Source organism: Ectorhizobium quercum (assembly GCF_026552795.1).
In the GTDB taxonomy this organism is placed as follows: Bacteria; Pseudomonadota; Alphaproteobacteria; order Rhizobiales; family Rhizobiaceae; genus Ectorhizobium; species Ectorhizobium quercum.
Genome location: NZ_JANFPI010000004.1, coordinates 144,082 through 157,361, shown reverse-complemented (window position 1 = coordinate 157,361; position 13,280 = coordinate 144,082). Strand labels below are relative to the sequence as shown.

The 13,280-nt window shown below is 65.2% G+C and carries 11 protein-coding genes; 8 read left to right on the top strand and 3 right to left on the bottom strand.

Features of this window, described 5'->3' with window-relative positions; genetic code table 11:
* Positions 1–26 precede the first annotated feature (26 nt).
* Positions 27–1,076 carry a ubiquinol oxidase subunit II gene (cyoA, locus tag NOF55_RS13085; protein ID WP_306411827.1) on the bottom strand — a complete coding sequence of 350 codons (1,050 nt, stop codon included), beginning with the start codon at positions 1,074–1,076 and terminating at the stop codon, positions 27–29.
* Between the two features lie 355 nt (positions 1,077–1,431).
* Between cyoA and NOF55_RS13080 the strand changes: the two genes are divergently transcribed.
* Together NOF55_RS13080 and NOF55_RS13075 are read left to right on the top strand one after the other, a co-directional pair.
* Positions 1,432–2,136: a GntR family transcriptional regulator gene (locus NOF55_RS13080; protein WP_306411826.1), complete on the top strand. Its 705-nt coding sequence runs from the start codon at positions 1,432–1,434 to the stop codon at positions 2,134–2,136.
* Between the two features lie 124 nt (positions 2,137–2,260).
* The gene (locus NOF55_RS13075) at positions 2,261–3,223 is read left to right on the top strand and encodes a dihydrodipicolinate synthase family protein (protein ID WP_306411825.1); all 963 of its coding nucleotides are present in this window, start codon (positions 2,261–2,263) and stop codon (positions 3,221–3,223) included.
* 45 nt (positions 3,224–3,268) lie between these two features.
* Here the strand turns inward: NOF55_RS13075 and NOF55_RS13070 are convergent, their stop codons facing one another.
* On the bottom strand, positions 3,269–3,508 hold the full coding sequence (locus NOF55_RS13070) for a hypothetical protein (protein ID WP_306411824.1): 240 nt from the start codon (positions 3,506–3,508) through the stop codon (positions 3,269–3,271).
* 145 nt (positions 3,509–3,653) lie between these two features.
* Entirely contained in the window at positions 3,654–4,691 is a 1,038-nt protein-coding gene (locus NOF55_RS13065; protein WP_306411823.1) for an Ldh family oxidoreductase, read from the bottom strand.
* A gap of 370 nt (positions 4,692–5,061) precedes the next feature.
* Between NOF55_RS13065 and NOF55_RS13060 the strand changes: the two genes are divergently transcribed.
* From NOF55_RS13060 to NOF55_RS13035, 6 genes are all read left to right on the top strand, one after another.
* The gene (locus NOF55_RS13060) at positions 5,062–6,609 is read left to right on the top strand and encodes an ABC transporter substrate-binding protein (protein WP_306411822.1); all 1,548 of its coding nucleotides are present in this window, start codon (positions 5,062–5,064) and stop codon (positions 6,607–6,609) included.
* A 69-nt stretch (positions 6,610–6,678) separates the two neighbouring features.
* The gene (locus NOF55_RS13055; RefSeq protein ID WP_306411821.1) at positions 6,679–7,650 is read left to right on the top strand and encodes an ABC transporter permease; all 972 of its coding nucleotides are present in this window, start codon (positions 6,679–6,681) and stop codon (positions 7,648–7,650) included.
* Positions 7,647–8,486: an ABC transporter permease gene (locus tag NOF55_RS13050; protein WP_306411820.1), complete on the top strand. Its 840-nt coding sequence runs from the start codon at positions 7,647–7,649 to the stop codon at positions 8,484–8,486. Before NOF55_RS13055 ends, NOF55_RS13050 begins: the two co-directional genes overlap by 4 nt.
* 10 nt (positions 8,487–8,496) lie before the next feature.
* On the top strand, positions 8,497–10,161 hold the full coding sequence (locus tag NOF55_RS13045; RefSeq protein WP_306411819.1) for an ABC transporter ATP-binding protein: 1,665 nt from the start codon (positions 8,497–8,499) through the stop codon (positions 10,159–10,161).
* A gap of 50 nt (positions 10,162–10,211) precedes the next feature.
* On the top strand, positions 10,212–11,564 hold the full coding sequence (locus tag NOF55_RS13040) for an aspartate aminotransferase family protein (RefSeq protein WP_306411818.1): 1,353 nt from the start codon (positions 10,212–10,214) through the stop codon (positions 11,562–11,564).
* A 225-nt stretch (positions 11,565–11,789) separates the two neighbouring features.
* Positions 11,790–13,220: an amidase gene (locus tag NOF55_RS13035; protein ID WP_306411817.1), complete on the top strand. Its 1,431-nt coding sequence runs from the start codon at positions 11,790–11,792 to the stop codon at positions 13,218–13,220.
* Positions 13,221–13,280: the final 60 nt, after the last annotated feature.

The window sequence follows — 13,280 nt, the reverse complement described above, 5'->3', positions numbered from 1 at the left end:
GAATGCCGGAAATCGCGCCGCGAGGGTCAGATCGCCTTCTTCTCCCCGTTCTTGTCGGTGTCTTCGCTGACGGGCGAGAGCGCGGCGGAGCCGAAGGGCGTCGCCGGGGTGCAGAGGCCCAGCCGCAGCGCTTCTTCCTTGTCGATACCCTTGATGCCGCCGCCGCCGAGCGCGTCGATATGCATGATGTCGCGCATGCAGATCTTGTTCTCCTCGACGCAGCGGTTGAGGATCGCGTCGTACAGTTCCGGATCGGCCGCGGCGAAATAGCGGACCGGCTCCTTTTCGGAGGGCTTCGCAAGCTCGACGTAACGCGGACGGTCGAGGGTGTCGCCATCGGCCTTGACCTTGGCGACCCACTCGTCGAAGCCGCCGGCCGAAACGCCGTGGAACTTGAAGTTCATGTGCGAGAAGCCGCGGCCCGACAGGTTGGCGGACATGCCTTTGTAGACACCCTCGCGGTTGATCACCGCGTTGAGCTGCGTCTGCATGCCCGGCATGGAATAGATCTGGCCGGCCAGCGCGGGAATGAAGAACGAGTTCATCGTCGTCGTGCCGGTGATCTTGAAATGAATCGGCACGTTGACCGGCGCCGCCAGCTCGTTGACGGTCGCGATGCCCTGTTCCGGGTAGAAGAACAGCCACTTCCAGTCCAGCGCCACGACCTCGATCGTCAGCGGCCTGACGTTATCCGGCAGCGGCGTCGACGCGTCGATGCGCTCGAGCGGCCTGTAGGGGTCGAGCTTGTGCGTGGCGACCCACGTCACGGCACCGAGAGCGAGGATGATGGCGATCGGCGCGCCCCAGACCACGAATTCGAGCTTGGTGGAGTGGTGGAAATCCGGGTCGTACTCGGCTTCCGTGTTGGAGGCGCGGTACTTCCACGCGATGACCAGCGTCATGATGATGACCGGCACCACGATGAGGAGCATCAGGCCGACGGCGGTATAGATGAGATTGCGCTGCTGGAGCGCAATATCGCCGGACGGGTCGAGAAGGACCATGTCGCAGCTTCCGAGGAAGACGAGCAGCGGCAGGATGCCGAGACGGGTCAGAAAGCGGGTGAGATTTTGCATCGGGGTCACGCTTCATGTTGTTTTATCGCTTGGCTTTATAGTTGATGTCGGTCAATTTCAACCGAGTTCGCCTGTTATTCCAAAGCACAAGCCGGCCGGCCGGCCCGGCGGGGGCAAAATGCGGGCCATCCGCATGCCTGCAAATGGCCATATTGAAAGGAAAAACCAAGGCGCACCTTTCTCCACAGCCGGTTCGGTGCGGCCAGGGCTGCGACGTTTTGCCGCCGGGACGTGCCGCGCGGCCACAGCCCCTTCGCGACACGGCGTGCCCTGCGCCTGCGGCAACCGGGTCGCGGCAATGTTGATCCCGCCGGCAAGGGATTGTACTCCCTGTGTCGACAACGAGGATCGAGCGATGACGGACACAGACACCACCCCGACAGGCGAACGCAAGCGCGGCTCCGGCGTGAAGATGGTCTACGACGTGCTGCGCGACGAGATTCTCGATCTGGTACTGCCGCCGGGCAGCGCCATCGACGAGGTGCAACTGGCCGAGCGCTTCGGCATGTCGCGCACGCCGATTCGCGAGGCGCTGGTGCGGCTGGCGGGCGAGGGGCTGATCGACACGCTGCCGAACCGCTCGACGATGGTCTCGAACATCGATTTCCTCAACATGCACACCTATTTCGACGCGCTGGTGCTGATGTATCGCGCCACCACCCAGCTGGCGGCGAAATATCATCGTCCGGAGGACCTCGAGATCATCCGCGAGCGCCAGGCCGAATTCACCGCCGCCGTCGAGGCGCAGGACGCGCTGGCGATGATCGCCAGCAACGCCGCCCTGCACCTCGCCATCGCCGAGGCCGGGCGCAATTCCTATTTCACCGGCCTCTTCAAGCGGCTTCTCGACGAGGGCCGCCGCATCCTGCGCCTTTATTACCAGTCCTACGACGACCGTCTGCCGCGCCGCTTCGTCGAGGAGCACGACGAGATGATCGCGGCGATCGCGGCCCGCGACCTCGATCTTTCCGAGCGGCTGGCGCGCGAACATGCCGAGCAGATCGTGCGCCAGGTGCAGAAGCTTCTGGTGCGCGAGGAACGGCTGGACATTTCGCTGTAGACCCCGCTGAAATTTTGTCGACAAATAAAATACAAGTGATAATATGCCGCTCGAAAAGGGCGGATCACGGCGTCACGACCCGTACGCGCGGCCTCCCGAAACGAGAGACCGACAGGAGCTTCAGATGACGGCCAGCATTTTTTCCGGCGTGATCCCCGCCTTGATGACCCCGTGCAGAAACGACCGCACCCCCGATTTCGATGCCCTCGTCCACAAGGGCCGGGAACTGATCGACGCCGGCATGTCCGCCGTCGTCTACTGCGGCTCGATGGGCGACTGGCCGCTGCTGACGGACGCGCAGCGCATGGAAGGCGTCGAGCGCCTGGCCAAGGCCGGCATTCCGGTCATCGTCGGCACCGGTGCGGTCAACACGGCGTCTGCCGTGGCCCATGCCGCCCATGCGCAGAAGGTGGGCGCCAAGGGCCTCATGGTCATCCCGCGCGTTCTTTCGCGCGGCTCGGTCATCGCCGCCCAGAAGGCGCATTTCAAGGCGATCCTTTCCGCCGCGCCGGACCTGCCCGCCGTCATCTACAACAGCCCGTATTACGGTTTCGCCACGCGCGCCGACCTGTTCTTCGCGCTGCGCGCCGAGCATCCCAACCTCGTCGGCTTCAAGGAATTCGGCGGGCCGGCCGACATGCGCTATGCGGCCGAGAACATCACCAGCCGCGACGACGAGGTGACGCTGATGATCGGCGTCGACACCGCGGTGTTCCACGGCTTCGTCAATTGCGGCGCGACGGGCGCGATCACCGGCATCGGCAATGTCCTGCCGAAGGAAGTGATCCACCTGTGCAGGCTGGCGCAGGCGGCAGCGGCCGGCGACCCCGACGCCCGCAGCCGCGCGCAGGAACTGGAACAGGCGCTCGCCGTTCTGTCCTCCTTCGACGAAGGCCCGGATCTCGTGCTGTTCTTCAAATACATGATGGTCCTGAAGGGCGATGCGGAATACACACTGCACTTCAACGAGACCGACGTGCTGACCGACAGCCAGCGCGGCTATGTCGAGACCCAGTTCACGCTCTTCAACAGCTGGTATGCCGGATGGAGCGAACTGCCGGGCGCCGTCCGGTCCTGCAAGCCCTGAGCGCCATCGCTTGCCCGCAGGACCATCGACCTCTCCGCCAGCCGTCTATCGCCACGAACGGCTGTCGGCCTCGGACTGGCAGCCGTACGGCGGCAAAACGTTTCCGAATGTCGCGTGAAGCTTTTCGCAGCCCCACTTGTTGACGGGGCCGGGCATACGGCTGTTCAACTCGATACCGACCTCGTCATAGGGGCTGTCGGTGTTCGTCACGTAGCGATACCAGAAGCCGCCGATGACGAAGACTGCGGCAAGGATGACGAGGGTCAGGATACGGGCCAGTTTCACGCTGTTCTTCCGGTTGAAAAGGAGTGCGCACTTACCTCACGACACGATGGTTGGCAAGGTATGGCCGCGGGCTCGGCCGGTGCCTCGCCTTGCACCGGGCGAGGCCGAAGCGTAGCCATTGCCGGCATGCCGCATGGCGGGCCGCTTATGCGACGGCGTCCAGCCCCTTTTCCAGCAGGCGGTCGAGTTGCGCGATCTCGGCGCCGGTCAGCGCGATGCCCTCGCTTTCGGACTTCGCGCGGGCGGCAAAGCGGCGCTGCGAGGGCAGGCGCGCGCCCTGGCCGAGAATCGCATCGAACAGGACTTCGGCGCGATCGAAAGGATTGCCGGGACGGCCTGCCGCGAACGCTTCCGGCGAAAAGGCAAGGATGAGTTCGCCGTGGACCGGGGCGAGCGTCGTCGTGCCGAGGAAATCGAGCACTTCGGGACTGGTCAGGTCGCCGATCATGATCCCCGCCAGAAGCTCGACCATCGTCGAGATCGCCGATCCCTTGTGCCCGCCGAAAGGCAGCATCGCGCCGGCCAGCGCCGCTTCCGGATCGGTCGTCGGTTGGCCGGCCGCGTCGATGGCCCAGCCTTCGGGCAACGGCTTTCCGGCGCGCCGGTGCAGCTCGATCTCGCCGCGGGCGGCGACAGAGGTCGCGAAATCGAAGACATAGGGCGGATTGCCGATGCGCGGCCAGCCGAAGGCGAAGGGATTGGTGCCGAGCAGCGGCTTGTTGCCGCCGGCCGGCGCCACCGTGGCATAGCTCGGGCACATGACGAGCGCGGCCAGCCCCTCCCGTGCGACGGCCTCCACCTCCGGCCAGAGCGCCGAGAAATGCGTGCAGTCGTTGATGACCAGCGCCGCGAGCCCCTGGCTGCGCGCCCGCTCGGCAAGAACCGGAAGGCCGGCTTCGAAGGCCGGATTGGCGAAGCCGCGGCCGGCATCCACCCGCACGATGGCCGAGGCCTCCTGCGGCACGAGGACGGGCACGGCATCCGGCTTCACCTTGCCGGCCTTCACCGTCCGCAACGCCCCCTCGATCCTGTAAATGCCGTGGGACTTGCAGGCATCGCGCTCGCCCGCGACGATGACCCGCGCCAGAGCACCCGCCTGAACGCCGTTCAGGCCGGCGTTGAGAAAGATGGCTTCCACGCGTTCATGCAGCGCCGCTACGGTCAGGATCGTCTCGTCGGTCATTTCTGTTCCCTTTCTTCGCTCCCCGGCCCCCTGGCCCGGTCTCGCCGAGGAACGAATACATCAAAAATACACTGAATCGACATTCGGTTTCGATTTTCCACGCCTGCCGACGATCCAAGATCCGAACCGCCACCCGGCGCGGCAGGACCCAGGGTCAGGAGCGGGCCGCCGGCCCGGATGCCCGGCAACGGTTGCGGCCTGCATATTAAATTGGCAACATGAAACGGAAGCCAAGCTTTGTGCAAATTGCAAGGCTCCTCGCTTGACAGTGTTTGTGGCGCGGCATTTAATGCCGTCGCGATATATCGGTATATTGAATACTGCAACGGATCACGCGCGCGTTCTAACGAAAAACCATAAGGGGAACTTCATGCGACGTCTGCTTTCCACCTCCCTTGCCCTGTTCCTGACGGCCAGCGCTGCTTTCGCGGCTCCCGCCGCCGGCGGCAAGGCCAATCTCATCGTTCAGCCGGAACCGCCGGGCCTGATGATCGGCATCGTCACCAACGGCCCGGCGCTGGCGGTCGGCGGCAACATCTACGAAAGCCTGCTGCGCTACGACGAGACGCTCCAGCCGATGCCGTCGCTGGCGAAGGAATGGACGATCTCGGAAGACGGCCTCACCTACACCTTTGTGCTTCAGGACAATGTGAAGTTCCATGACGGCACGCCGATGACGGCGGAAGACGTCCTGTTCTCGGTCAACGACTTCCTGATGGAGACGCAGCCGCGCCACCGCAACGCCATGACCCAGGTCGAAAGCGTGACGGCGCCGGACGAAAAGACCGTCGTCTTCACGCTGAAGCAGCCGTTCGAGCCCTTCATCCGCGCCTTCGCCTTCGGCGCCATGCCCATCGTGCCGAAGCATATCTACGAGGGCACGGATTACATGACCAACCCGGCCAACGAGAAGCCCGTCGGCACCGGCCCGTTCAAGTTCGCCGAATGGCGCAAGGGCAGCTTCATCCGGCTGGAAAAGAACGCGGACTACTATCTCGAAGGCAAGCCCTATCTCGAGGAACTGATCTACCAGATCATCCCGGACGGCGCCTCGCGCGCGGTGGCCTTCGAAACCGGCGCCGTCGACATCCTGCCGGGCGGCTCGGTCGAGAATTTCGACATTCCGCGCCTGACGGCTCTGCCGAACACCTGCACCACCGAAAAGGGCTGGGAATATTTCGCGCCGCTCTCCTGGCTGTGGCTCAACAACCGCACCGCGCCGATGGACAATCCGAAGTTCCGCCAAGCGATCATGTTCGCGCTCGACCGCGAATTCGCCAAGGAGGTGCTGTGGAACGGCTATGGCGAGGTCGCCACCGGCCCGTTCTCCTCGAAACTGCCCTTCTACAGCAAGCAGGAACCGCAATATTCCTACGATCCCGACAAGGCCAAGGCCCTGCTCGAGGAAATCGGTTATGACGGCAAGCCGCTGAAACTGCTGCCGCTTCCCTATGGCGAGACCTGGCAGCGCTGGGCCGAGGCCGTGAAGCAGAACCTGTCCGACGTCGGTATTCCGGTCGAAATCGAATCCACCGACGTCGCCGGCTGGAACCAGCGCACGGCGAACTGGGAATACGACATCGCCTTCACCTTCCTCTACCAGAACGGCGATCCGGCCATCGGCGTCGACCGCAACTACAAGACCTCGCAGATCGTCAAGGGATCGCCGTGGAACAATGTCGAGGGCTATTCCAACCCCGAGGTGGACAAGCTGTTCGAGGACGCGGCCATCGCCTACCCGGCCGAGGAGCGCCAGAAGCTCTACGATCAGGTGCAAGCCAGGCTGCTGGAAGACGTTCCCGTCGCCTGGCTGCTCGAACTCGGCTTCCCGACGATCTACAATTGCAAGTTCAAGGACGTCGTGACCACGGCCAACGGCCTCGCCGAATCCCTGCGTGACGCCTACATCGAAGAGTAACGGCTTCGACGGGCGGACCGGCGGCGAAAAGCGGCCGGTCCTTTCCTGCAACACAAACGGATAGGTCTCATGGCGCGGTTCATCGCGGGACGGCTTCTCAAGGCGGTCGTCATCCTGATCGGCATCACCATTCTCAACTTCTTCCTCATCCATGCCGCGCCGGGCGATCCCGCCGCAGTCATGGCGGGCGAGGCGGGCGAGACGGACGAAGTCTTCCTCCGGCAGCTTCGCGAGCGCTTCGGCCTCGACAAGCCGCTTTACATGCAGCTTTTCATCTACCTCTCCTCGGTCGTGCAGCTCGACCTCGGCTATTCCTACCGCCAGCAGCTTCCCGTTCTGGACCTGATCCTCGACCGGTTGCCGGCGACGCTTCTCCTGTCCGTTTCCGCCTTCGTCATCTCGCTCGGCCTCGGCATTCTCGCCGGCGCGGTCGCCTCCGCGCGGCAGGGCCGCTGGTCGGACACGATCATCTCGACGGTCGCGCTGATCTTCTATGCCACGCCGCTGTTCTGGCTGGCGCTGATGGCGGTGCTGCTGTTCTCCGTCCAGCTCGGCTGGCTGCCCGGCTTCGGCTACGAGACGGTCGGGGCCGGCCATACCGGCCTGGCGCGCGCGCTGGACATTCTCCGGCATCTCGTCCTGCCGGCACTCACCCTCGGCCTGTTCTTCATGGCCGTCTATGTGCGCATGACCCGCGCCTCGATGCTCGAGGTCAACACGATGGACTTCGTCAAGACCGCCAAGGCCAAGGGCCTGCGGCCCGGCGTCATCCAGCGCCGCCATGTGCTGCGCAACGCCATCCTGCCCGTCGTCACGCTGGCGGGGCTCCAGGCCGGCCAGCTCGTCGGCGGCGCCGTCCTCATCGAAACGGTGTTCGCGTGGCCGGGCATCGGGCGGCTGATGTTCGAGGCGCTCTCCCAGCGCGACTACAACCTGCTGCTCGGCGTCTTCGTCATTTCCGCGGCGATGGTGCTGCTCTTCAACCTCATCACCGATGTTCTCTACCGCATCGTCGATCCGCGTATCCGGGTGACGTCATGAAGGATTTCTGGAAACGCTTCTCGCGCAACAAGGGCGCGGTCCTCGGCCTCGTCATCCTGCTTGCCGTCGTCGTGCTGTCGGCGTCTGCGCCCTTCCTCTTTCCCCGCTCGCCCTGGGCGATGGTGCAGCGCCCCTTCATTCCGCCCTTCACGATGAACGGCTTCCTGCTCGGGACCGATCCGATGGGCCGCGATCTTGCCGCCGGCCTGGCGCACGGCGCGGGCATCTCGCTGCTGGTCGGCCTGGTCTCCACCGTCGTCTCGCTGGCGATCGGCATTCCGATCGGGGCTCTGGCCGGCTATTTCGGCGGCTGGGTCGACGACGTTCTCATGCGCTTCACCGAATTCTTCCAGTCGGTGCCGAGCTTCGCGCTCGCCGTCGTGCTGGTGGCGATCTTCCAGCCGTCGATCGCCTCCATCGTCGCGGCCATCGCCATCGTCTCGTGGCCGCCGGTGGCACGGCTCCTGCGCGGCGAGGTGATGTCGCTGAAATCGCGGGAATTCGTCGAGGCCGCCGTGCTGTCCGGCCAGACCCATGCGACGATCATCTGGCGGCAGATCCTGCCCAACACGCTGTCGCCGATCATCGTTCTGGCCTCGATGATGGTGGCCGCCGCGATCCTCATCGAAAGCTCGCTGTCCTTCCTCGGCCTCGGCGACCGCAACGTCATGTCGTGGGGCTACATCATCGGCGCGGGCCGCACCGTCATCCGGCAGGCGTGGTGGGTGAGCTTCTTCCCCGGTGCGGCCATCCTGCTCACCGTTCTGGCGCTGAACCTGATCGGCGAGGGGCTGAACGATGCGCTCAACCCGCGCCTTGCGCGGCGCGGAAAGTGAGGGAAGCCCGATGATCGACGATCTCTACAAGCCCGTCATCCATCCCGAGCCGGCCGAGGGCCGCCCGGAGCCGGTGGTGCGCATCGAGAAGCTTTCCATCGCCCTGCCGGAAGGGGCCGACCGCCCCTTCGCGGTGGAGCGCGTGAACTTCACGCTGCGCCCCGGCGAGATGCTCTGCGTGGTCGGCGAAAGCGGCTCCGGCAAGTCCATGTCGGCCAATGCGCTGATGGGCCTTCTGCCCGACACGGTGCGCGTCGCCGAAGGCCGCATCCTGCTGGAAGGCATCGACCTGCTGACCCAGCCGCCCGAAAAGCTCTACGACGTGCGCGGCCGCCGCGTCGCGATGATCTTCCAGGAGCCCATGTCGGCGCTCAACCCGCTGATGAAGGTCTCGGCGCAGATCGAGGAGGTCTTCGAGGCGCACGGCCTGCTGACGCCGAAGGAACGCCGGGAACGGGCGCTGAAGCTTCTGACCGAGGTCGGCCTGCCCGACCCGCCGCGCGCCGCCGACAGCTATCCGTTCCAGCTTTCCGGCGGCCAGCGCCAGCGCGTGATGATCGCGATGGCGCTGGCGCTCGAACCGCAGGTGCTGATCGCCGACGAGCCGACGACCGCGCTCGACGTCACCACGCAGGCGCAGATCCTCAAGCTCATCGCCGCGCTCCAGAAGGAGCGCAACATGGCGGTGATGTTCATCACCCACGATTTCGGGGTGGTGGCGGAAATCGCCGATTATGTGAGCGTGATGCAGCTCGGCCGGATCGTCGAAAGCGGCCCGGCGGAGGATGTGCTCTATTCACCGCGGCACTCCTATACGAAGAAGCTGATCGCGGCGATCCCGAAGCTCAGGGCGGGCGTGGAGGAAAAGACGGCGGCCGCACCGGTCCTGACCGTCGAGAACCTGACCAAGACCTACCATCTCGGCGGCGGGCTGTTCTCGAAGAAGCGCGAGGTGCCGGCCGTCAGGAACGTGTCCTTCACCCTCGGGCGCGGCGAGACGCTCGGCATCGTCGGCGAGAGCGGCTCCGGCAAATCCTCCGTCGGGCGCTGCCTCGTCAGGCTTCAGGACCCCGACAGCGGCCGCGTGCTCATCGGCGACCGGGACATGGCGCTCCTGAAGGGCGCGGAACTGCGCGCCGTGCGCCGCCGCATCCAGATGATCTTCCAGGACCCGTTCTCCTCGCTCAATCCGCGCGAGAAGGTGGGCCGCATCATCGCGGACGGTCCCATCGCCTACGGCGAGGACGAGAAGAAGGCCCGCACCCGCGCGGCCGAACTGATGGAGCTGGTCGGCCTCGACCCCAAGGGGATCAACCGCTTCCCGCATGAATTTTCCGGCGGCCAGCGCCAGCGCATCGGCATCGCCCGGGCGCTGGCGCTGAACCCGGAAATCATCGTCGCCGACGAGGCCGTTTCGGCCCTTGACGTCTCCATCCAGGCACAGGTTCTCGACCTGCTCGGCACGCTGAAGCGGGAGCTGAACCTGTCGCTGATCTTCATCACCCACGACCTGCGCGTTGCCGCCCAGATCTGCGACCGCGTCATGGTGATGCAAAAAGGCGAGGTGGTCGAAATCGGCCCCGGTGCCGCCATTTTCGGCGCGCCCAAACACGCCTACACTCAAAGCCTCATCGACGCGATTCCCGGCCGGGAGAAAGAAGCCGCAATGGCCTGATCCGGCCCCCGCCATTCCAGAATCCTCATGCTTTTACAACGGAGCACCCCATGACAGTCGTACCCAACTCCATCGAAGCCCGCGATATCGCCTACCAGCTTCACCCCAACGTCAACCTTCGCAAATACGAGAAGGAAGGCGGGCTGGTCATCGAATCCGGCGACGGCATCTATGTCACCGACACGTCCGGCAAGCGCTACATCGAGGGCATGGCCGGCCTGTGGTCGGTGGCGCTCGGCTTCGGCGAGAAGCGTCTGGCCGAAGTCGCCAAGGCGCAGATGGAGAAGCTGCCCTATTACCACACCTTCTCCTACAAGACGCACGGCCCCTCCATCGACCTCGCCGAACTGCTGATCAAGATCGCCCCGGTGCCGATGTCGAAGGTGCATTTCACCTCCTCCGGCTCCGAGGCCAACGACCTTGCCGCCAAGATGGTGTGGTATCGCTCCAACGCGCTCGGCAACAAGGACAAGAAGAAGATCATCGGCCGCATCAAGGGCTATCACGGCGTCACCATCGCCTCGGCCTCGATCACCGGCCTGCCGCGCAACCATGAAAGCTTCGACCTGCCGCTGGACCGGATGATCCACACGTCCTGCCCGTCCTACGTCCATTTCGGCCTGGAAGGCGAAAGCGAAGCCGACTTCACCGCCCGCATCCTCAAGGACCTCGAAGACCTGATCCTGAAGGAAGGCCCGGAAACCATCGCCGCCTTCTGGGGCGAGCCGGTGATGGGCGCCGGCGGCGTGCTGGTTCCGCCGGCCGGCTACTGGGAAGGCGTGCAGAAGATCCTGAAGAAATACGACATCCTGCTCGTCGCCGACGAGGTGATCTGCGGCTTCGGCCGCACCGGCAAGATGTTCGCCTGCGAGACCTTCGGCATCGAGCCGGACGTGCTGGTCGTCTCCAAGCAGATCTCCTCGTCCTACATGCCGCTTTCCGCGATCATCGTGAACGACAACTTCTACCAGCCGATCGCCGACGAATCGAACCGTATCGGCGTCTTCGGCCACGGCTTCACGGCGTCGGGCCATCCGGTGGCGACCGCCGTCGGCCTCGAAAACCTCAAGATCATCCAGGAGCGCGATCTGGTCGGCAACGCCGCCCGGCTGGAGGAGAAGTTCCTCGGCGGTCTGGCGAAGCTCGCCGAACATCCGCTGGCGCACTCCTCGCGCGGCGTCGGCCTCCTCGGCGCGTTGGAACTGAAGCCGTGGGAAGGCGCTGCCGCCGGCGACGCCGCCGCCGCCCTTTCCGCCGCCTGCGAGCAGGAAGGCCTGATCGTCCGCAACGTCGCGGAAGCGCTGTGCTTCTGCCCGCCGCTGATCATCACCGCCGAGCAGATCGACGAGATGTTCGCCGCCGTCGCCCGCGCGCTGGACAAGGTCGCCGCCACCCGCGCGTGATCGCAAGGAGGGGAGGGGGCTTGCCGCCCTCTCCGTTCCGGCAGTGATAGGCCGCACACCTCTCCCCGTCATGCTCGGGCTTGACCCGGGCATCCACCGTCCGCATTCGCGGATGGATCCTCGGGTCAAGCCCGAGGATGACGAATGAAAGGTATTCGCGAGATTTCAATCGGGAAGAAGGCGTCCGCGCCTCCTTCCGTCAGGAAGCATTAAAGGGAAATGATTATGAGCGGTTCCGAAAAGACCGATCTGGGAGAGATGAGCGCCACCGAGCTTCTGAAGCTCTTCGCCTCCGGCAAGGCCTCGCCCGTCGAGGCGGCGAAAGCCTCGCTCGACCGGATCGAGCGCTTCAACCCGGACGTCAACGCCTTCGCCTATGTGGTGCCGGACATGGCGCTCGCGGCGGCGAAGGAATCGGAAGCACGCTGGAAGAAGGGCGAACCGCTTTCGCCCATCGACGGCGCGCCGACCACCATCAAGGAACTGACGCCGGTGAAGGGCATTCCGTGGCGTCGCGGCTCCGCGCTCGGCTCGAAGGAGCCTTCGGACAAGGAATTCACCATCATGAAGCGGTTGCGCGGCGCTGGCGTCACCGTGCTCGGCACCACGACCTCGCCGGAATTCGGCTGGAAGGGCGTCACGCACGGCCCCGCCTTCGGCAACACGCTCAACCCTTGGCGCACCGACCGCGCCTCCGGCGGCTCGTCCGGAGGCGCGGCGGTCTCGGCCGCCCTCAACATGGGCGTGCTGCACGAGGGTTCGGACGGCGCGGGCTCCATCCGCATTCCCTCCTCCTTTTCCGGCTGCTTCGGCATCAAGCCCACCTTCGGCTGGATACCCGCCGATACGCCGTCGCCGCTGTTCGAGCTTGCCCATCGCGGCCCGCTCACCCGCACGGTGGAGGATGCGACGCTGTTCCTCAACGCCGCGACCGGGCCGACGCCGCTTGCCATGTACGGCACCTGCCCGACGCCGGTTCCCGACTGGAACGCCGCGATCAAGGGCGCGTCGGTCAAGGGCCTGAAGATCGGCTACAGCCGCAATCTCGGCTATGCCGAGGTCCAGCCGGACGTGGCCGCGGCGATAGAGCGCGCTGCCGAACGCCTCGCCGACATGGGGGCGATCGTCGAGGAGGCCGATCCGGGCTTCTCCAACCCCCAGGACGCGCTCATCGCGCTCTGGTACGCGGCGGAAGCCCGCAGCGTGGAACTCGCCAATCCCACCGAGGCGCAGAAGGCGCTGATGGACCCCGGCCTGATCAAAATCTACGAGAAGGGCAAGACCTATTCGGCCATCGACTACGTCGCCGCCGAGCAGGTGCGCGCCGATCTCAAGGTGACGATGGCATTGTTCCACGAGACATACGACGCGCTGATGCTGCCAACCATGCCGGTGACGGCCATCGAGGCGGGTGTCGATTTCCCCGGCGGCGTCGAGGGCAAGGACTGGTCCGACTGGTCGCCCTTCACCTATCCCTTCAACATGACGGGCCAGCCGGCAGTGTCCGTGCCCTGCGGCTTCGACGGCGGCGGCCTGCCCGTCGGCCTGCAATTCGTCGGCCCGCGCTATCGCGACGATATCGTGCTGAGGCTCGCCGCCGCCTATCAGGCGGCCTGGCCGGAAGAGTTCCTGACCGCGCCGCGCAAGGCGGCGTAAGGCCTTCGATGCAAGCCCTTCCCGGTCCGCCGGGAAGGTGAATCCGGCGGACCGCCTCTC